Annotated in this window: 12 protein-coding genes; 4 read left to right on the top strand and 8 right to left on the bottom strand. The window is 71.5% G+C overall.

The window, feature by feature from the left end:
* Positions 1 to 36: 36 nt before the first annotated feature.
* From IH00_RS0122005 to IH00_RS0121990, 4 genes are read right to left on the bottom strand one after another with little or no spacing between them, the layout of a single operon-like run.
* Positions 37 to 1365 (bottom strand): AAA domain-containing protein, encoded by a 1329-nt coding sequence (locus IH00_RS0122005; protein WP_031076202.1) that lies wholly within the window; start codon positions 1363 to 1365, stop codon positions 37 to 39.
* Entirely contained in the window at positions 1362 to 2957 is a 1596-nt protein-coding gene (locus IH00_RS0122000; RefSeq protein ID WP_031076200.1) for a hypothetical protein, read from the bottom strand. The genes IH00_RS0122005 and IH00_RS0122000 overlap by 4 nt, the downstream gene beginning before the upstream one ends.
* Complete coding sequence (locus tag IH00_RS0121995) at positions 2948 to 4081, bottom strand: hypothetical protein (protein WP_031076199.1); 1134 nt, start codon at positions 4079 to 4081, stop codon at positions 2948 to 2950. Before IH00_RS0121995 ends, IH00_RS0122000 begins: the two co-directional genes overlap by 10 nt.
* Positions 4014 to 4925, bottom strand: a complete 912-nt coding sequence (locus tag IH00_RS0121990) for a phosphatase PAP2 family protein (RefSeq protein ID WP_031076197.1) — start codon at positions 4923 to 4925, stop codon at positions 4014 to 4016. The genes IH00_RS0121995 and IH00_RS0121990 overlap by 68 nt, the downstream gene beginning before the upstream one ends.
* Positions 4926 to 5072: 147 nt before the next feature.
* Between IH00_RS0121990 and IH00_RS0121985 the strand changes: the two genes are divergently transcribed.
* Complete coding sequence (locus IH00_RS0121985) at positions 5073 to 5669, top strand: histidine phosphatase family protein (protein WP_031076195.1); 597 nt, start codon at positions 5073 to 5075, stop codon at positions 5667 to 5669.
* A 9-nt stretch (positions 5670 to 5678) separates the two neighbouring features.
* On the opposite strand, the gene IH00_RS39005 is transcribed toward IH00_RS0121985, so the two are convergent.
* The 4 genes from IH00_RS39005 to IH00_RS0121965 all read right to left on the bottom strand — a co-directional run bounded on the left by IH00_RS39005 (position 5679) and on the right by IH00_RS0121965 (position 18321).
* The gene (locus IH00_RS39005) at positions 5679 to 6362 is read right to left on the bottom strand and encodes a HEAT repeat domain-containing protein (protein WP_052411553.1); all 684 of its coding nucleotides are present in this window, start codon (positions 6360 to 6362) and stop codon (positions 5679 to 5681) included.
* Between the two features lie 90 nt (positions 6363 to 6452).
* Positions 6453 to 12944: a putative adhesin gene (locus IH00_RS0121975; protein WP_234334925.1), complete on the bottom strand. Its 6492-nt coding sequence runs from the start codon at positions 12942 to 12944 to the stop codon at positions 6453 to 6455.
* 182 nt (positions 12945 to 13126) lie between these two features.
* Positions 13127 to 16741, bottom strand: coding sequence for a LamG-like jellyroll fold domain-containing protein (locus IH00_RS37585; RefSeq protein ID WP_234334924.1), 3615 nt, complete (start codon positions 16739 to 16741; stop codon positions 13127 to 13129).
* A 230-nt stretch (positions 16742 to 16971) separates the two neighbouring features.
* Entirely contained in the window at positions 16972 to 18321 is a 1350-nt protein-coding gene (locus IH00_RS0121965; protein WP_031076188.1) for an NsdA family TPR-like regulatory protein, read from the bottom strand.
* Positions 18322 to 18570: 249 nt separating this feature from the next.
* Between IH00_RS0121965 and IH00_RS0121960 the strand changes: the two genes are divergently transcribed.
* From IH00_RS0121960 to IH00_RS43425, 3 genes are all read left to right on the top strand, one after another.
* The gene (locus IH00_RS0121960; RefSeq protein WP_031076186.1) at positions 18571 to 19038 is read left to right on the top strand and encodes a hypothetical protein; all 468 of its coding nucleotides are present in this window, start codon (positions 18571 to 18573) and stop codon (positions 19036 to 19038) included.
* A 56-nt stretch (positions 19039 to 19094) separates the two neighbouring features.
* A complete protein-coding gene (locus IH00_RS0121955) occupies positions 19095 to 19967 on the top strand; it encodes a spermidine synthase (RefSeq protein ID WP_031076184.1) in 873 nt (290 codons plus the stop codon).
* Positions 19968 to 20062: 95 nt separating this feature from the next.
* A complete protein-coding gene (locus IH00_RS43425) occupies positions 20063 to 20200 on the top strand; it encodes a hypothetical protein (RefSeq protein ID WP_199819793.1) in 138 nt (45 codons plus the stop codon).
* Positions 20201 to 20364: the final 164 nt, after the last annotated feature.

The raw sequence follows: 20364 nt of genomic DNA, 5'->3' as shown, positions 1-20364 counted from the left end.
GGGCGCGGCCGGGTCCCGCGCCCGCCCGGAAACCGCTCACGGCTGCCAGACCACCCGGTGTTCCGCCAGGTGGGACAGCACCGCGTGGTTCGCCTCCCAGCCGTCCGGGAACTTCACCGTCACGCCGAGCCGGACCGGCTCCGTCGAGGGGTGCTCGTCCAGCAGGTCCGCGACCCCGGCGCGGCACACCACGATGCACGCGTGCCGGTGGCGGGACGCCAGCACGCACAGGCGGCCCGTCTCCAGGTGGAACGCCGTCGCGTCCGGGCGCCCCGACAACGGATGGAGCACCACGGTCACGTCGTACTCCCGCCCCTGGAGGCGGTTCGCCGTGTCCACCGTCACGCCCGCCACGCCCAGTTCCGCCAGCGCCGCCCGTACCGCCGCCGCCTGGTCGCGGTGGGCCGTGCCGACGGCGATCCGGTCGGGAGTCAGCGGCACCGGCCCGGCGGACCGCTCCGAGACCGCCGCCCCGCCGCGGTCCAGCAGGCGCCGTACCACCAGCGCCACCGCCCGTACCGCCTCCGGATCGGTACGGGGGGTGCGCCGGGCCGGCAGTTCCAGCAGCCCCCATCCGGACTCCGCCGCCTCGTCCAGCACCCGGTCCGGCCCCGACCCGTCCGACGGCACGCCGAAGGCCAGCCGCCGGTCGTCGTGCCCGGTGCCGCTGCGGAACGGCGTGTACGGGTAGAACGCGTCCGACACCAGGGGCGCGGCCGACGCGGGCAGCCGCCACGACACGGGCAGCCGGTGCTGCGGCAGGTCCGGGTTGTGCGCCAGCAGGGTCGACACCGCGCTCGCCGACGGGTCGTACGACAGCCCCGCCCACTGCTCGGCCCCCACCACCGAGAACGGGTCCAGCTGCCCGGGGTCCCCCACGAACAGCGCCCGCTCGAAGAGTCCCGCCACCGTCAGCAGCGCGTCGGAGCGCATCTGGTACGCCTCGTCCACGATGGCGTGCCCCCACGGCTCGACGCCCTTCACGTGCGCCCACTTCGCGGCCGTCGAGATCACCACGTCCAGGCCGGCCAGGTCCGCCGCCTTCGCCGACTTCCGCACGTTCTCCAGCCCGTCGAGCGCCTTGTCGTACGGGTCGGAGTCATTGCTGTGCAGCCGCCCCACCGGCAGGCCGGGCTCCTTCTCGGCGAGCCGCAGCACCAGGTCGTCGACCTGCGCGTTGGTCTGGGCGACCACCATCAGCGGCCGGCCCGCGTTCGCCAGCTCCAGCGCGGCGCGCACCACGAGCGTCGACTTCCCCGCGCCGGGCGGCGAGTCCACGACGACGCCCCGCGCGTCGCCGTGCAGCGTGTCGTCGAGGATCTCGCGGGTCGCCCGGGCGGCCTCCGCGGAAGGATCGAACGTCACAGCAGGTCCTCCGGCGTCACGGGGTCGGGGTTCTCGGCGGCGTCGGTACGCGGCGGACCGCCGTGGGTCCACGGCGTCTCCTCAGGGTCCGGCAGCTTCGGGCCCACCCGCTGGTCGTGCTCGAACAGCGTCCAGGCGATCCGGTCGCCCTTCTCCGGCACGGAGCCCTCCGCGGGCTCCTTGCCCCTCCCCATCCGGTCCAGCACCCGCAACACCAGCGTCCCGTCCTCCTCGTACCGCACGAACTGCGCCGTCTGCGGCTTGCCGTCCAGCGAGCGGTACGCCTTCGTCCCCTCGCCCAGGTGCGGCCGGTCGTCGGTGCGCACGGTCAGCAGCGGCCGCGGCGCCGGCCGTCTGGCCTCCGACCACGCCATCGTCACGTCCACCACCTCGGCGACGAACGCCTCACCCGCGAGCCGACGCCCCGCCAGCACCAGCGGGTCGTCCAGCGCCTCCTGAGCCTCCAGCTGCGCCTGCGCGCTCTCCCGCGCGGCGAGCTTCTGCGCCGCCGTCACGGCGTCGTCGCGGCGCGGCTGCGGCGGCTCCCCGGCCCGCACCCGGTCCCGGTGGCCGGTGAACGACCAGCGGTCCCGCGTCCACCGGTCCGCCACGCGGGCGCCCGGCGGCAGCGCGCGCACCAGCTCGATCGCCCGCCACACCGCCTCCCACGTGGGGCGCAGCTGGGTGAGGAGCAGCCGCCGGATCTCCCCTTCGGCGCGGTGCAGTTCACCGAGCCGCTCGTCCGCCGTCCCGCCGTCCTCCGCCGCCGCGAGCGCCTGCCGGGCCCGGTCGTACCGCTCGATCGCGGGGGCCAGCAGCCGGTTGTCGAACGCCGGGTCGGTCGCCGGGCCGGCCGGCGGGCACAGCAGCTGCCCCTCCCGGTCCCGCGCGAGCTCGGCCCGCAGCGCGGCCTCGGCGGCCGCCTGTCCCGTCCCCGCCGGGGGGTCGATCCAGGCGAGCAGCGCCCCCAAGTGCTGGTCCTCCAGGGACGACTGGCCGGTCGCCCAGTGCCGGTTCAGCAGGTCGGTGGCCGCCAGCAGCAGCGAGGAGCCCGGCACGCGGGCCCGCTCGCCGTAGTGCGTCAGCCACCGCCCCAGCAGCGGCACCCGGGGCGGTGCCGGGAAGGGCGTCTCCGGGTCCTGCTCGGCGGTGCGCCGGAACCGCATGGACCGGCCCAGCAGCCGGACGTACTCGATGCCCGCGCGGCTCGGCACGATCAGCTGCGGCGCGTCCGCGCACAGTTCGACCTCCACCTTGACCTTCTTGCCGGTCTCCGGGTCGGTCTCGCTGCGCTCGGCCGCCTCGACGTCGTCGGCGTACGCGTCGAGGTACGGGATGACCACCTCGGCCAGGTCCGCGAGGAACGCGAACCTCAGGTCCCGGTCGCGCGGCTGCGGCACGACCAGCAGCCGCGGCTCCTCCGGATCCGTCCCGACGAGCGCCCCGAGCGGCGCACCGGCCTCACCGGCGGTCGTCAGCGGTACGAGGACGAGGGGCCGCCGCGACAGGTGGCGGTGCCGCACCGTGGTGAGCGGCTGGGCCCGCCCCGACTCCATGGCCTCCAGCCGCGCCAGCGTGGCGATCAGCGACACGCGCCCGCCTCCTCCAGGGACTCCGCCCGCAGCGCCGCGGCCCGCCGCAGCGCGGCCACCGCCGGGTCGTCCGGGTCGCCGGTCTCGCCGCGCGCCGCGGACAGCACCGCGCCGACCGTCGTCAGCCCGCCCAGCTCGCCGCGCAGCGACCGCCCGAGCGCCTCCACCGCGCCCGCCGACCGCGCCCGGTCGCGGCAGTGGAACGCCAGCTCGCACGCGGCGAGGCACTCGGGCGCGTACGCGTGCGGCACCGCGTCCACCGCGGCGGACAACTGGTCCGCCGAGCAGGTCTCGACATCGAAGGTGACCCCCTCCGGCAGGGCGGCCGCGATGTCCTCGATGCGCGTCAGCCGCGCGAGCTGCCGCCGCGTCACCGACAGCTGCTTGCGCACGTCGACGACCGACCCCGTCGGCTGGTTGGAGAAGTCCCGGGGGCAGACCAGCAGCACGGAGTGCGCCACCTCGGCGCCCTGCGTGAGCGCGGCGACCCGCTCCAGCGCCAGCACGTACACGGCGGCCTGCCGGGCGGCGGCGCCCACCTTCGCGGCATCGGCGGAGCCGTCGATCATCGGGAACGACTTGATCTCGACGACCGTCCACCGCCCGTCGGGGCTCACCACGACCGCGTCCGGTTCCAGGTACGCGGGCGACCCGGCGACCTCCAGGGCCAGCATCGGGTGGTCGAGCAGCGACCAGGCGCCCTCGCCGCCCGCCTCGGTCGCCTCGCGCAGCGCCAGCGCCGTACGCGCCGCGCGGCCCTGGGGCCCGGCCGCCGCCAGGTCCGGTACGCGTACGTCCTCCCGGCCGTCCACGCCCAGCAGCCGCAGCAGCTCCGCGCCGCCGTCGGCCTTGACCTTCGCCTCGAAGGCGTTGCCGCGCATGAACGCGAACTGCGACTGGCCGAAGCCCGACGGCGCCCCGAGCGCGGACGCCAGAGCGGCCTTGTCGACCCCCGCGCCGTCGAGCAGCGCGCGGCGCCGGCAGCCGGGGTTCGCGGCCAGCGCGGCCAGCGCGCGGGCATCCAGCGGATGCGGCGCGGCGGCGGGACCCCGCAGCTCAGCGAGCCGCTGCCGGAGTGTCGTCTGCGGACGCCGATCGGGCCCGCTGCCCAGGTATTCGCTCACCCGCGGAAGTCTCGCATCCGCCACTGACAATCGGGGACGCGCCCGTGGTACCGGCCCCGGCGAAACGTCCGCCGAAATGTCCGCCGAAACGTTCCCGCGCCAGACCCCGCAACCGGTCCGCGCCCCGCGTCGCGGGCCGCGCGAGCACCAGTCCGAGGCCCATCACGGCGCACCCCGCCACGGCGTCGAGGAAGTAGTGGTTGGCCGTCCCCATGACCACGACGACCGTCAGCAGCGGGTACGCGACCCCCAGCGCCTTCAGCAGCGGCGTACGCCCGTACCGCCACACCATCACCCCGCACCACAGCGCCCAGCCGACGTGCAGGCTCGGCATCGCCGCGTACTGGTTGGTCATGCCGCCGAGCCCGCGCGGGGCGCTCGCCTCGCCGCCCCACCAGCCGTACGAGCTGAACTGCGCCATCGTGTCGACGAAACCGTGCCCGGCGTCGAGCAACCGGGGCGGGCAGGTCGGCATCAGGGTGAAACCCACGAGCCCGAGCAGCGTGGACACCATCAGCCAGGTGCGGGCGGCCCGGTAGCGCAGCGGCCGGCGGCGGAAGAGCCAGACCAGGACCGCCGGGGTGACCAGGTAGTGCAGCGTGGCGTACGCGAAGTCGGCGGGTATGCCGAGCGCGGGGGTGCCGGTGAACAGCCGGTTCAGCGGGTGCTCGGCGTCCAGGTGGAGGAGCTGCTCCAGCCGCAGGATCGCCAGCCCGTGGTCGACGGCGGTCGTGACGTCGCCGCGGGCGAGCAGCCGGCCGCCGGAGTAGGCCGCGTACACCACCGCGATGAGCAGCAGCTCGGGCCACCAGCGCGGGCGACGGGCCGTGGCGGTGTACGGCATCCGGACATCCCCCTGTGCGCTCCCGTGGCCGCTCGCCGACCCCCTGTCATGGACGCGGAGATGGTGGCCGGGGTTGCCTCCCGGCCGCCTCGTGTTCACGTACGGGATGATGAAGGGGCAACGCTTCGAACCTCAGGGAGAGCCCCCATGGCACCGCGCATCCTGCTCGCCCGGCACGGCCAGACCGAGTGGTCACTGCTGGGCAAGCACACCGGCAGGACGGACATACCCCTCCTCGAGGAGGGCCGCCGGGGCGCGAAACTGCTGGGCGAACGCCTCCACCGCGGCCCCTGGGGCGGCCTGGACGGCGTCGAGATCCGTACGAGCCCGCTGGCACGCGCGCGGGAGACCTGCGAGCTCGCCGGGTTCGGCGACCGCGCCGAGCGGTGGGACACGCTCATGGAGTGGGACTACGGCGCGTACGAGGGCATGACCCCGGCTGAGATCAAGGCGATCCGGCCGGACTGGTTCATCTGGCGCGACGGCGTGCCCGAGGGGGAGACCCTGCGGCAGCTGTCCGACCGCGCCGACGAGGTCGTGGAGTGGGCCCGCTCGGCCGACCGCGACGTCCTGGTCTTCGCGCACGGCCACATCCTGCGCTCCATCGGCGCCCGCTGGCTCGGCGAGGACGTCTCCTTCGCCGCCCGCATCCACCTCAACCCCACGAGCCTGTCGGTCCTGGGCTGGGCGTACGGGGACCCGGCGATCTCCCGCTGGAACGACACGGGGCACCTGGAGGGCTGAGGCGCGGCATCAATGCCTGGTGGACCGCATCCCCCCGCCCGGCAGCTCCCGAAGGGCCAGGGCGATACCTTCTCTGACCGGTGAAGGGAGTTCCGCCTCGTCGACAAGGTGACGACCGCCTTCTCCCCTGCCTGCACTGAGCAGAGCCAAGGATCGGCCCAGTTCGTGCCCACTGACATCGACGAGGAGTTCGTCTTCCGCAGCACGCCGCAAGGCGGTAAGGGATCGATCGTCCTGCCAGTTGGTGAGGTCGATAATGGCCTCACAACGGACTTCGAAGTCGGCAGATTCGTCGAGCAGCACCGCAGACAGGCGTTCCGCTCGCCAATCCCAAACCAATTCCCCAGGATGCATCAAGCTCTCCCGGAATGGCATGGGCAGGCGATAGTCGTGCGCATCGACATAATGAACGACCATCATGGGTGCCGCATAAGTCTGGCCATCCGGCATGTAGTACCGGTATTCGCCGTTGCCCTCGAACCAGTAATCATCCGGGCAGAACTCACAGTCGTGGGTTCCGAGCATGACGGCGCTGAGGCGGCGGGAGGCGGACTTGAATCTTTCGTAGGTCCGAAGATCCATGGGCGGATTTTGAGAGGACTGCATCCCGTGCTCTTGGCCGAGCCACCCGATGCAGCGCATAGGGATCGGGAAGTCTGTGTACTCGTAGGGGGACAGGTCGAGGTACTCCATCGTTTTCTCCCGTGGTTGCCATGGGCCTGGGCCCGGCATGTACGCCGGGCCCAGGTTCTCTGTCGTCGTGGCCGATTGTAGTTCTGTACTTTATCGGCGGGTCTTGTTGCCGCGGCAAGCGGCCCAGTGGCAGACCCCCATGTTCGGCTTCAGCAGGTCACTGAGCGGAGTCCGTTGGTCCACAACCGTGGAGCCGTTCCGGAAGAAGAACCCGGGTCCCAGCGGGGCGAGGGTGTAGTTCGGAATCTCGTCGCCGGGCTTGGCGATCTGCCATGGTGTATTGCGATGGCCGCCGGGTCCGGAGATCGACATCCCCTTCTGGCGGGTGATGGTGTACCCATGCTCCTCGTAGAGGTGCAGCCAGGTCCCTGGAGGAACGACCGTGGTGCCGTTCTCGGGACGCCACGATCCGTGTCCATGGAAGACCGTCTGGCCGTCACCACGGAACGGCATGTCCGTCCGATGCGCTCCACCCGAGGTGTTCAGGCCGTCATCGGCGAGGTTCTTTCCGCTGCTTGTACCACCCTTCAGGAGTTTCTTGGCAACCGACTTCAGTGCACCGGCAAGGCTGAACAGCCCTGCTACCTCGACGACAGCGTCACCTGCGTCCCATGCCTCGGTCTTCTTGTCGACGCCCTGTTCCGTGACGAAATCGTCGTACTGCTTCGTGGCGCCACTGCAGTCCTCGATCCAGCACCACGGGCTGAAGTTGCTCATCGCCTCGCCGGAGGCTGCCAGGTTGTGACCGAGTCCACCGAGGAAATCGCCGAAGCTACCCTGCGCCTTGGCGTTCTCGGGTTCCTTGTTGTTGCAGATCCCATAGTTGCGCTGTATCGCGGGACAGCTGTCAGCAGAAGCACTGGCGTGGTTTGCGCTTCCGGCGGCGGAGATACCGGTACGAGACCCGTTCCGTGACGCGCGCTGGCTGGACTGCTGGCGGTAGCCGGTATGGGCGGCCGCAGCCACGTACCGAATGATCGCCTTGATGAGCCTGATCAGCGCGAACAGGAACGACAGGAAGAACTTCCCGTCCGGGTCGGCGAAAGTGATGGGGTTGTTGTTGCTGTAGGCGTATCCGTTGACCTGTTGCGGGTCCTTCAGATCCGCCACCGGGTCGGCGCTGATGAAACGGCCCGTCGTCGCGTCGTACTCGCGTGCGCCGAGGTGGGTGAGGCCCGTGGGGTCCTCCGTTCCCCCCACGAAGCCCTTGTCGCCGGCCCACGTGGTGGGCTGCGTACCACGTGTCTCACCGAACGGCTGTATGTGCCGGCGGGTGACCACCTGCGTCGCCGCGTCGATCTGCACGTTGGCCGTGCCATTGTGATCGGCGCTCATCCAGGTGAGCGACTGAGGGGTGCGCACCGCGACGACCTGGCTGCCGTGCGTGTAGTACCGGGTCGCCTCGACCTTGCCGGTCGCCTTGTCATGCCGCAGCTCGGTCTCGCCGAGGTACAGCGTCGTGCCCGTGGCGTCGCGCCGGATGAGCCGGTTGCCGTCGGCGTCGTTGAGGAACGAGGTCTCGGAACTGTTCGCCTCGGTCACCTTGGCGAGATTGTTCTCCGGGCCCCATTCGAAGTTCTGGGTCTTGCCTCCGATCGTGCGCGTCGTGGTGTTGCCCGACGCGTCATACGTGTAACCCGTGGCCGGCTTCGCCGGGTCCGCGGGGCTGGTCGTGGTCGAGGACAGCAGGTGCGGACGGAGCTTGCCGCCGGTGGTCTGGTCGTACGTGTAGGTCGTGGTGGCGGCGCCGTTTGCGGCCAGATGGTCCGTGACCGTCTTCCGGTTGCCAGCGCTGTCGTACGTATACGACTTCCAGTACGGCGCGAGGCCTCCGACGCCTGCCGCGGTGGGCGCCGTCGCGCAGTCGGTCTTGGCGGTCCACGCGCTCTTCAGACGCCGGTGCCCGTCATAGGTGAAGCACTGCTTGTCACCCGCGGCGGTGGAACGGTCGTCGATCTCGACCGGATTGCCGGCCGGGTCGTAGCGGTAGTACGTGTCGGCGTCCGTGCCACTGTTGGACTCCGACACGACGGTCTGGCGTGCCAGCCGCTTCGTGCCGTCCTCGTAGGAGGTGTTGATCTCCGTCCACTTGGAGGTGGAGGAGACACCCAGCGTGAGGCGGATGCGCTCACCGGCCGGCAGGTAGTCCGTGCCTCGGACGATGCCGGTCAGGCCCTGGAGTGTGGTGGGCTGGCGCTGCGCGTTGTACCCGTAGGTGAGCACCTCCTGCGCGAGACCGCCCATGGCCGGGATGGTCCTCTTCTGCAGCGTGCCGTCCAGGTTGTAGGCGTTGGTGATGGCGTACGTGCCGGTGCCCGCCACCGCGCCCTCGGCGGTGCTGATGGTGTACTGCTCCTTCAGCACCCGGTAGAGCGGGTCGTAAGCGGCGTTGGTGGTCGCGTAGACCTTGCCGCTCTTGCCACCCTCGTAACGGATCGAGGAAGTGGGCCGGCCGACAGCGATCGTGTCGTACGACCAGCGGGCCAGGTACTTGGACTCATCGATCGTCGGAACGCCGTTGACGACCGGGATCCGGCCCGAGAGCCGTCCGGTCGGCCGCCCCAGTGCGTCGTAGGTGTGACTGAGGATGTTGCCCCGGGCGTCCTCGGTGACGCTGACCTGGTCCAGCTGGTTGTATTCCGTCCTCGACGTACCTGCGTCAGGGTCGGTGATGCTCGTCCGGCGCCCCAGGAAGTCGTGCTCGTACTCCCACGCGTTGCCGTCGTTGTCCTGCACCTTTGTCAGTTGGTCGGTCCGGCCGTAGGAGTAGGTGAAGCGGGTATAGGCCCCCGTCGCCTTGTTGCCTTCGTATTCCCTCTTCTCGGCGAGGCGGCCCCGGCCGTCGACCTCCTCGCGCACGGCGGACGCACCGGCCGGTGGTTCGACCGTCGTCGCGTTGCCCTCGTACGTCGTGGTGGTGCGGGAGTGCTCCTTCTCCAGGGCGAGGGTGATCTCGATCGTCGGCCGGCCGGCTCCGTCGTAGACCTTCCGAGTGCTGGCGGGAGAGGCGGTCAGCAATGTGGCCAGCTGGCCGGAGGGAGCGGTGGCGTCGATGTAGTCCGCCGAGGACTCCACTTCCAGGCCACGGGTGTCGTACTTGGTCTCCGTGATGACACGGCCACCACCGACCACCGCCGGCGCCTGGGACTGGCGTGGCCTGAGCAGGGCATCGTAGATGGCGTACGAGGTCTGATACGTGCTGCCGTCGTTGTTGAGCGACTTGGTGGCCACCCACGAGGCCGCACTACGCTGGATCTTGTACTCGAACTTGCGGCTCGGGGTGTCCCCGTTGGCCCGGTTGCGGTCAGCGAGCCAGACGTCCGTCAGGCGGCCGAGGGCGTCATAGGCCATCTCGGTACGCTTGTTGTTCGGGTCGGTGCTTGCCTTGTTGACGCCCCAGTCCGGGATCACTTCGGTCGTGACGGAGTGACCGAGCGCGTTGGACTCCTTGGTGGCCGTCAGAGGTCCGCCGGATGCGGGCGTGTAGTCCGTGTGCTTGACCTGTGTGCCGGCGGCGTCCCATTCGTCGGTCGCCCGGCCAAGCGCGTCGTACTGCGCCGTGCTTACCTTCTGGAGCTGCGCGATGCCGCTGTTGTATCCAGTCACACGCTCGACGGCGGTCTTGTCCCCCTTCGTGGGCGCCACACCCCACGCCTGGCCGTCGTAGGACGTGCGCACGTCGGAGACGACGTGCGTGGTGGCCGGGTCGCCGGTGCGGTTCGGCGTGACGCCGCACCCGACCGACACCTTCTCGACGCGCTTCACGGCCGTGAGCAGCCAGGCGGTGGTGTTCTTCGCGTACTCGGTCCGCGTGCAGTCCTTGACCCCACCGCCCTCGGTCTCCACCGTCAGCGGCTGGCCGCTCTGCGTGTCGTACGTCGTGGACGTCGTGGAGGTGATCGGCGTGCCGCCCGTGACGGGGGTCCGCTTGACCTCCTTGCCCGTACGCGTCATCCAGGCACGGACAGTGCCGTACGAGTGCGTCGCCGTCGCGGTGTTCTGCGACCACGGCGTGGTGATCGTGCCCGAGACCTCGCCGCCGGTCGTGCCGTTGTACGTGATGGCCTCGCGCACCTGCCCGGCGTACTGCTCCTCGTCGTTCACCGCGGTGCCCGTGGAGTCGGTGACCGTCTCCGTGCGGGTGGTGCCGTCGAGCTGCTTGTCGCCGTGCATGCCCCGGTAGAACAGGGAGGTCGACCTGGAGCGGACGCCCGCGGCCTCACCGGTATGGGTGGTGACCTTCTGGAAGCCGCGCCAGATGCCCCACGTCCGGTACTTGGCCGGGGTGATGGGCGACTGGTCGTCGTACGCCCAGGCACCGCCGCCGTGGTACGTGTAGTCCGTCTGCTTCAGCGGGGCCCCGCCCGTCGGGTCGGACTCGGTGACCTGCGTGACGACGTACTTGTGGAACCAGTCCGTGCGCGGCTGCGGGTCGGTGCCCGCCGTGGGGTTGGACGGCGGGATCCACTTGACCGGGTAGCAGCGCTTGGTGTTCTTGTCGAGCGCGGCCGGGATGTTCGTGTCGGCGACGCACTCGGGGTCGGAGTAGTTGACGTTGAGGACCGACCCGGTCTCGGAGGTCACCGTGCGGACGCGCCACTTGATGAAGGGCGGAACGTCGTCGCCGGTCTTGTCGACACGGTTGTGGAGCTGGACGCCGGAGAAGGTGATGGCCGGAAGGGCGACGGGGGTGCCCACCTTGCCGGTGTGCTGGATGGACTTCAGCCACAGGCCGGCGTTCGACCCGTCACCCGGGTCCGGGAAGGACTGGTCCAGGGCCCAGTGGTTGACGTCCCGGTAGTCGGTGTCCGCGCCGGTGCCCGTGCCTTTGTAGACCTGGGTGGTGACACCGGTGAGGCGCTTGCGGGAGAAGAAGGACGGGGCCGGCTGGTCGGTGCAGACGGTGTCCTTCTTGCAGATCTGGTCGTACGGGACGTCCGGCCAGGCGTTGCGGTTGGTCTCGGTCAGCGTGGTGCACGTCTCCCCGCCGCTCACCGGGACGCAGCGCTCGGCGACGGTGAACTTCACCCGGGCGGCCGCCGGCTGAGTGGTGGAGAAGATCGTGTCGGTGCGCTGGCCGTAGTCGATGCGCTTCAGGTGGCCGCCGCGGACGTACTCCACGCCGTTGCCGGTGGTGCCGTTCCTGGCGTAGTAGTTGAGCTCCTTGTCGTACCAGTACGTCATGACGTTGCCGTGCGGGTCCACGACGTAGTCGAGGTTCCAGCGCCAGGCCTGGTTCTTGGAGCGGGCGGAGAAGCTGGTGCCGGCGTCGTAGCCGGGTTCGCCGGAGTCGTCACCGAAGACCGGGACCGTCCACACCGAGTTGGTCTCGGCCTTGCCGGCGGCCCAGCCGGGCAGCCGGTTCTTGCCGAAGACGTACTGGGTGCCGTCGGTGGTCGTGACGGTCCAGTGCTCGCCGTCGTCGTCGCCGTTGACGGCGCCGGTGGTGCGCACGACGCGCTCGCCGTCGTCGCCCTGGAGGCGCCAGGTGCCCTTGGTCCTGTCGAGCAGGATCAGGCTGCTGGATTTGCCGTTGAGGACGATGGAGGCGTTGTCCTCCTTCCAGCACTGGTCGTACTTCTTGTCCTGGCCGTCGTCGTCGCAGGAGCCGTAGGAGCGCTCGATGTACGAGGTCGGCAGGTCGAAGCCCTCACCGATCCAGGAGGGCTGGGCGCTGGTGGAGGAGGTGCGGCCGTCGACGCTCTGCGCCGAGTAGCCGATCGCCACCGACGGCGCCGGACCGGCGGGGGCCGGTACGACGTCCATGGGGTACGACCAGGTGAAGTCGCCATTGGAGCCGCCGCCGGACCAGGTCGCCGACGGCGACAGCGGGGTGGCCTCGTACGTGCCCTGGTCCGAGGAGGTGCCGGCCGAGGCGGCGAGGACCGTGAAGGCGCTCGCGCTGCGGGCCTGCGCCGTGGTGGCCTTCGGCGTGGTCACCTGGGCGGTGAGGGTCCGGTCCGCCGTGTCGTTCGAGGACGGGACCGGCGTGGTCGTGCGGCACGCGGGCTTCTCGGGGGTGGTGAGCGCACAGGCGGGGAGCTGCACCAGCCGGAGCCGGGAAGCCCAGTTGCCGCTGTAGGCGTGGGCGAAGCCGCTGTAGTCGAGGCCGACGGAGAGCCCGGCCGGATCGGCCTTGCCGTCCGCGCGGCGCACGGTGAGCACCACGCCCTCGATACCGAGCTTCGCCGTCCTGGCCCGGTCGAGGATCCGTACCTCGGCCTTGGCCGGCGCCGGCTTCGGCAGGCGGTTCGCGGCGGCCGCGCGGGCCGCGGCGGACTTGCCCGCCTTCGCGGGCACCGGCCGGCCGAGGGAGACCGGCAGGCGGCCGGCCCTGGTTTCGGCGTCCGGCCGGGAGGGTACCGCGACGCTCGCGGTACCCGCCTCGGGCCAGGCGACCTTGCGGGCGGCCTTCTCCCGGGTCTTCGCCGCCGCCCGCCGCGTCGGGTCGGAGACCGGCTTGTGCTTGGCCCTGAAAGGCTCCGCCTTGCCGAAGTCGGGCTTCTCCAGGGCGCTGGGATCGCGCTCGTACTGCTGTGCCGGGGCCGCGCCCAACAGGGTGGTGACGATGGCCGTGGTCACGGGCAGGGCGACCGCCGCTATGCGGCGGCGGCTCGCTTTCCTCCATGACCACGACGGCACGCGTGGTGTGCCGGACAAAAGGGTTTCTCGCATTCTTGACAGCGGTGGTGGGCCGGGAGTGCCCGGCCCACCACCGCGGATGGATGAAACAGTGTGGGGAGAGGGGTGAAGGGAGTGGGGCGTCAGCCGATGTCGACCGGTGGCTCGTCCACGGTCGCCAGCTGCGTGATCTCCGCCTCCGACAGGACGCCCGCGTACACGCGCAGGTCGTCGAGCTGACCCATCAGACGGTTGCCCCAGGCCCCGGTGTCGTGGCGCCGGGCTCCGGCGACCATCAGGGGCTGGTCGGACTGGAAGATGCTCTCGACGAAGACGCCGTCCTCCGCGCCCTCCCGTACGCCCGCGAGGTAGAGCTTGGCCGACTGGTTCGCGGAGTCGAACACGCCGACCACGTGGATCCAGTTGCCGGGCGGGTTGACCTGCTCCGAGGTGATGGTGGCCGCGGGGCCGTTGAGCACGTCGGTCTGGTAGACACCGAAGTTCCAGTCACCGACCGCCTCGCCGACTTCCTGCCGGTACCACAGGCGGAAGGCGTTGCGCTGCAGGCCCGGGTGGGCGAACACGGTCGGCGAGTGGGCGCCGGTGGTGTTCTCCAGTACGTCGGGGTTCAGGTTGACCCAGCCGGCCACGGTGAAGCTGCCGGATTCGTCCAGCGTCACCGGAGCGCTGGCGGTACCCGTGGCGGTGGCCGGCAGGTTCAGCACGGTGCCGTGCGCGGGGTCGTCGGCCAGGGTGAAGCCGGCGCCGGAGGCCAGGGTGAGCAGGTTGCCGCGGCCGGACTCGTCGGGGGCCGTGGTGCCCGAGGCGTTGTCCATGTTCCAGTGCGCCAGCAGCGCGGGCTGGGGCTGACCCGTCTCGGGGCTCTCCAGGTTGGACTGGGCCCACATCTCGTCGGGGAAAACGACCCGGTTCCACGCCTGGACCTGGTCCAGGTCACCCTTGAAGTAGCTGCCGAGGGCGCCGCCGCTGGGGCTCTTCATCCGGCCGATCTCGAACGGACCGGTCGCCGCCCACGGGGTGGTGTACGCCGTGGTCGCCTCCAGACGGCCGTTGACGTACAGGCGGATCTGCTGGGCGTCACGGTCGTAGACCGCCAGCAGGTGCGTCCAGGCGCCGATGACACCGGGGCGCGTCGAGATCGCGCGCACCAGGCTCGCGCCGTCGGAGCTGTAGCGGTTGAACACCCAGCGGTCGTACGACGAGGAGTAGTACAGCTGGAAGGCACCGACCTGCGTGCCCTGCTGGCTGGCGACGGTGCTGATCTGGCTGCGGGAGCCGAGCCTGGTCCACGCCGCGACGGAGAAGCTGCCCGTGGTGTCCACCACCGGGCCGGGGGCCGCCGCGTACGCGCCGGTGCCGTTGAGGGACAGGCCCGTTCCCAGGCGTGCCGCTGAGCTCCACGCCGCGCCGCCGCCGGGCGTCAGGATGTGGGCGGTGCCGGCCGCGTTGGTGCCGGATCCGTCCAGCTTCCACTGGGCGACGGGGTTGGACGCCTTGGCGACCTTGAACAGGTAGTCCTTGGTGGCGCTCGGGTTTCCCGCGGCGTCGAAGGTCTGCACCCGGAGGGTGTTGGTCAGGCGCTTGGTCGGCGTGACCTTGCGCTCGTAGCTGGCGGTTCCGGTGGTGAACGTCTTGCTCTCCAGCAGCACGCCGTTGAGCCAGATGTCGTAGCGCCGGACGTCGGTGGCGCCCGCGCTGATCCTGAACGCGCCGGTCTGGCCGACGCTTCCCGTCTCCGGCGAGGCGTCGCACGTGGTGCCGGCGCACTCCGGGTACTCCACGGACGTCACCGTGGGCTGCGGCGGGGCGGTGGCGTCCACCTTGAAGTAACAGTACGAGGACCAGGGGCCGTACAGGTAGCTCGTGGTGCCCGACCAGGTGTACCGGTACTGGGTACGGGCGCGGAACTTGTACGTCGTACCGCTCGTCAGGGTCGGTGTCGGGTCCGACCCGGCGATCCCGCTGGCCGTCCAGGTGTCCGGGCTCAGGTTGATCGGGGTGGTGCTGGAGCCCGCGTACAGCTCGAAGTTCGGCCGGAGGCTGGCGTTCGAGCCGTCCGCCGACGTGGGCGTGGCCGTCACCCGCGGGGTGGTGTCGCGGATCAGCGCCGGAGCGGTGGACGCGGAGCAGGCCACGTTCGGCTCCGACAGCTTGACCGCGGACGGCGCGGCGGTCGGCGGAGAGACGTAGGTGATGGACAGTCGCGGCTTGCGGTCCGAGGTCGCCCGGTCGTCCGCCGGCGACATGAACTGCTTCCACGCGATGGGGTCGCTTGCGCTGGCCGTCAGACCCAGGGTCGTGGTCGTCGACTTCGCCTTGGCCGTGTACGCGACGGCAGGCGTGGCGTTGAACTCGACGTCACCGTCGGGGCAGGCCGAGGAGTGGCCCTTCGCCGCCAGCGTCTTGCTGACGTACGTCCAGCCGGTCGGGGGGTTGTTCCACGTGGTGGAGCCCGAGATCGGGTTGGTGCGGTAGAGGTTGACATCCCTCTTGTCGCAGTTGGCCGACCAGATCTCGTACGCCGTGAAAGTGGCGTTCAGGATCTTCTTGCCCGCGACCTTGCGGGTGTCGAACTGGAAGAGGGACTTCGCCTGCTTGTTGTCCACGTACGCGTCGTAACCGACGCCGAGGGCATGGGAGGTCCGCCAGAAGGAGGTGCCACCCGAGTTCGACCAGATCGTCGTCCAGCCGGTCAGCGTGGCGCTGACTGCCGGCGGGTCGATGACCACCGGATAGGCGGTGTCGGCCGCGGTCAGGAAGGCCCGGTCGGGCGTGAGCGACAGAGCGCCGCCCGCCATGGAGACGTCCGCGACGGCCGTGCGCGAGCCCGGCTCGGCCAGCACGGCCTTTTCGGCCTCGGTGGCGGCCGGCGCGGGGCCGGCGGCCGCGAGCGGAGCCCGCCGGGCGGTACGCGGGGCGGTGGACGCCGTCCCGGCGGGAGTCGCCGAGGGGGCACCGGCGGTGTCCCACATCAGCGCGGCGCTGCTGGAGAACACCGCGCGCCCGCCTGCGTCCACGAGGGACACGCTGCCGCTGTCGGAGGTCCTGACCGAGAGACCGGTCGTCCGGACGGGGAAACGTATCGCCGCCAGCGCCGGGTCGGTTGCGGCCTTGCGCGTGTGCACCACGAGGTTCTGGGTGAAGCCGTCGGGACGGACCTGCACCACCAGGTCGACGTCCGGGCGCACCGACTCGTAGACGGCCGTCGAGCCGGACACCTTCGGTGCGGGAAGCTTCCACGGCGAGCCCAGCTCGTACGTCCTGCCCTCCCGGCTGATGGTGGCCAGCGGAGCGGAGCCGCCGCCGGAGAGCACCACGTCCTGGGCCGCCCGGGGTGCCAGCGTGCCGTCCGCGCGGGTCACGAGCGTGGTGTCGATCGGTACCCAGGTCCCGTCCTTGCGGACACGCTCGGGAACGGGCGACGACTCGACCGTGAACGTCCCGTCGCTGTTGGCGAAGACCTGGTTGGTCTCGTTGGTCAGCGACGCGACCTCGACCCGCTCTCCCTTGGCCACGGCCTGCCGGGAGGCCTTCTGCTCGTCCGACGCGGCCGGCAGTACGTCGTCCTGCCAGAATGCCTTGCCCCGCGCCGCGTCGTCGGCGCGGACGCTCGACGTCTTCTCGGGGGACTCGGCGCCCCCGTCGGGCGTGGTGGCGGCCCATGCGTCGGAGAGGGCCGCGTTGAACACACCCCCGGCGGCCAACAGCGCCACCGCTGTGGCCGCTACCCCCCGCACCGCTCCACCGCGGTGCCTACGTCTCGTCACTTCGCCGCACTCACAATCTGAGAATTTCGTAAAGATCAAGTAAGCGGAGTGACCTTATGAGACCGGTAGTTACTGGTCTAGACCCAGATGTGCGTTCAAGCGGAACATTCCCTCCTCAGCCGGGCAAACAACAGCGTGATAGACACCACCTCCAAGAGTGTTGTCCTGTCGGCCCCCGGCGGTGTATTGGCTCGTCGGCCTCATGCCTCCCCGAGTGCCGCCCTCCGCTCCAGGAACGCCGCCACCGCCGGGATGCCCCGCTCCGGGGCGAGGAGGTGCACCGTGCCCGTGAGCATTGTGCGGATGCGGGAGGACTGCACCTCGCCCAGGAGGTCCAGGACCCGCTCGCCGGCCGCCGCGGCTTCCTCCAGGGCGCCGGCGCGGGCCAGGTCCGTGGAGAGCTGGGCGCGGTACAGCGCGAGGTTGCGGGCGAAGTGGGGGCTCTGGAGGACCGTCGCCCGGTGCGCGTGGCGGGCCGCCCGGGGCCAGTCGCCGAGCGCGGACCAGCACTGCGCCTCCAGAGCCTGCAGTTCCGGCTCGCCGAAGAAGGACATCCACTCGGGGTCCGCGTCGCACGGGCCGCGCCCGAAGTACGTGTGCGCGCGGCCCAGGGCCTCCTCGCACGCCGGGCGGTCGCCGAGGCCCGCCCACGCGCACGCCTCCCGCAGGGCCAGCAGCGAGAGCAGGCGCGGCGAGGCGAGCCGCCGTGCCGCGTGCTGGCCGGCCTGCGCCGCGCGCACCGCCTCCCGGTACCGGCCCGCGTCCCTGGCCAGGAAGGACGTGTTGGAGAAGGCGTGCGCCTCCAGACCCGGGTCGCCCGCCACCCGCGCGGTGGCCAGCGCCTCCGCGTAGTGCGAGCGGGCGTCCTCCAGACGGCCCGAGTCATGCGCCAGCCATCCCACCGAGAGGGCCAGCTCCCCGGCACCCGCCTGCATCCGGTCGGCGATCGTCCGGCGGGCGGGGGTTCCCGCGTCCAGCAGCGCGTAGGCGGTGCGCAGCGGTTCGGTGGCTCTGCGGTACAGCCCGTCCGCTCCGTACCGGTCGTCGAGCAGCCGGATCCGGCGCACCGCCTCCTCGACGGCCGCGACCTCGGTGTCGCCGAACGTGCCGCCCGCGCGGGGCGAGGGGATGGAGCCGGGACCCGTCAGGGCCCCGAGACCGAGCGAGGCGGCCGCCACCGTGGCGGTGCCGCTCGTCATGAATGCGCGACGCAGCACGTCGCTCTCCTCATCGTTCCGGGTGGTGATGTGTGCCGCCGGCCCGGCGGCGACGGCGGCGCGGGCCGCCCGTCCGCGCACCTGCTCGCGGGAGGCGAAGCCCAGGTCCGCCAGGGAGAGGCCGGGGAACATGTGCAGGAACACCCGCTCGTACGCGTAGTTGGGGCAGCGGATCTCGCCCGACTCCACGCGCCCGATGTAGCGGGCGTCGCACGCCACCTGTTCGCCGATCTCCCGGGCGGCGCGGCGGACAGCGGCCGCGAACTCCGCGGGGGAGCGCCGGCCGCGCAGGCGGCGGAAGGCGAGATTGGGAACTGCCCGAGACGACGCCATGGCCGAGCCCTCTCCTGCGTGCTGCCGTTGGTCCGGCGGAGGAAGAACGTACCTGCTGTGACGGGTCGTGCACGCAGGGTTTGGCTACAAAGCGGATATCTCTCCCGTGATCCGCCATGAAATGCCATCCTTTGCGGCGGCGTGCCGCCGTAGCCGTTGACGCCCGCCCGCGTTGAACCGTGCGGAGAGACGGAACGTGTCTCCACACGGGGACTCGAGCGAGGAGGGGATCCCTTGTTGGAGGTCGGCATGGCGTCACGGCAGTCGCAGCAGCATCCGGAATCGCACACCACCGCACAGCACCGGCCGACACAGGACTCGAGCGCCCCGCCCCCGGACACGGTCGGCGGGCCGTGCGACCTGGTCACCGTGCCCACCCGGCAGGGCCTGGAGGCGGTCGACATCCTGCGCCGCGGCGGCGCCCCCGTCGTCGGACCCGTCCTCCACGACGGCGACTGCGACACCCTGGGCTTCCTCGTACCGCCCGGTACCGCCGCCGCCTGGGACGTTCCGGGCAGCGCCTGCACGCAGACGGCGGGGCGCGGCCTGCGGATCGCCGGAGCCGAGGCCCCGCAGGGCGGCGCCGAGCCGCCGGTCGCCGGATCCGGCTGGCTGCTGCCCCCCGCCGACACCGGACCGGTCACCGACCCGGTGGTGCTGCGCGCGGCACTGGGCGAGGCCGCCCGCCTCATCGAGGCCGCCGACAACTGCCGGTAGGCCCTCGCGCCGGTCCGGTCGGCGGGCCCCCGTGCCGATCCGCCGATAATGGGCGGATGGCGAGGAAAGCACGGCAGAAGCAGCGCGGACGGCAGGCCCCCGGGACCGTGGCCGAGCCCGTGGACGGCGGCCTCGCCGAACTCGTACCCGACCCGGAGCGCGCCCGCGCCTGGACCCTGCTCATCGACGGCGCCCCCCAGTCGCACGTCGACCTCGACGACCCCGCCCGCCTGAGCTTCTCGTACCAGCGCCGCCTGGGGCACGTGGCCGATCTCGCCGCCCCGCCCGGGCGGCCCGTGAACGCCCTCCACCTCGGCGGCGGCGCCTTCACCCTCGCCCGCTACATCGCCGCCACCCGGCCCCGCTCCACCCAGCAGATCGTCGAGCTCGACGCGCCCCTGGTGCAGCTGGTGCGCCGCGAGCTGCCGCTCGATCCGGGCGCCCGGATACGCGTCCGGGGCGCCGACGCCCGCGCCGGGCTCGCCAGGATCCCGGACGGCTGGGCCGACCTCGTCATCGCGGACGTCTTCAGCGGCGCCCGCACGCCCGCGCACCTCACCAGTACCGAGTTCCTCGCCGAGGTGCGGCGGGTCCTCAGGCCCGGCGGGCACTACGCCGCCAACCTGGCCGACGGACCGCCGCTCGCCCATCTGCGCGGACAGATCGCCACCGCCGCCGCCCTCTTCCCCGAGCTCGCCCTCGCCGCCGATCCGGCCGTGCTGCGCGGGCGCCTCTTCGGCAACGCCGTGCTCGTCGCGTCGGACACCCCGCTGCCGGTCGCCGAGCTCACCCGCCGGGTCGCCACCGACCCGCACCCGGGCCGGGTCGAGCACGGCCGGGCGCTGACCGACTTCACGGGCGGTGCCGCGGCCGTCACCGACGCGAGCGCCCGGCCCTCGCCCGCCCCGCCCGCCTCCGCCTTCGGGTGAGGGGAACCCGTCCGCATGGTGGGCGGGTGTTGCCCGGCGCGACGAGCGGCGGACAGAATCGGGCAATTGTTCCCGATCGAGGAAAGAGGGCCGTCATGGGCAAGCATGTCCATGTCCGTGTCCACCAGGGCATGGGTGTCTCCGACGCCGGTGAGCTCGTCGAGCACTACCGCTGCCGCTGCGGCGAGACCTGGACGAAGTCGTACCGGGTCGGGGACGGCGACGCCGAGTAGCGCCGGGACCCGCGGGCCGGGTGCTCCGGGTCGATACGCCTGGGGTCTGTCGTGTGGTTCAGGCTGGATCGCGGAGTGGCGTCCGTCGCCGTGCATCGCAGGGCGGAGGAGGGAGCCGCCGCGGAGCATGGGCGACCGACGACAACGCCGCGAGGTGCGGTGTC

The sequence above is a fragment of the Streptomyces sp. NRRL S-118 genome, from assembly GCF_000716335.1.
In the GTDB taxonomy this organism is placed as follows: domain Bacteria; phylum Actinomycetota; class Actinomycetes; order Streptomycetales; family Streptomycetaceae; genus Streptomyces.
This window is presented reverse-complemented; position numbering and strand designations above follow the sequence as displayed.

Excerpts from the sequence above, each read along its gene's own strand:
- IH00_RS0121990 (WP_031076197.1), bottom strand. The coding sequence starts at position 4,925 with ATGCCGTACACCGCCACGGCCCGTCGCCCGCGCTGGTGGCCCGAGCTG.
- IH00_RS0121955 (WP_031076184.1), top strand. The coding sequence starts at position 19,095 with ATGGCGAGGAAAGCACGGCAGAAGCAGCGCGGACGGCAGGCCCCCGGG.
- IH00_RS43425 (WP_199819793.1), top strand. The coding sequence starts at position 20,063 with ATGGGCAAGCATGTCCATGTCCGTGTCCACCAGGGCATGGGTGTCTCC.
- IH00_RS0121985 (WP_031076195.1), top strand. The coding sequence starts at position 5,073 with ATGGCACCGCGCATCCTGCTCGCCCGGCACGGCCAGACCGAGTGGTCA.
- IH00_RS0121965 (WP_031076188.1), bottom strand. The coding sequence starts at position 18,321 with ATGGCGTCGTCTCGGGCAGTTCCCAATCTCGCCTTCCGCCGCCTGCGC.
- IH00_RS0121960 (WP_031076186.1), top strand. The coding sequence starts at position 18,571 with ATGGCGTCACGGCAGTCGCAGCAGCATCCGGAATCGCACACCACCGCA.
- IH00_RS39005 (WP_052411553.1), bottom strand. The coding sequence starts at position 6,362 with ATGGAGTACCTCGACCTGTCCCCCTACGAGTACACAGACTTCCCGATC.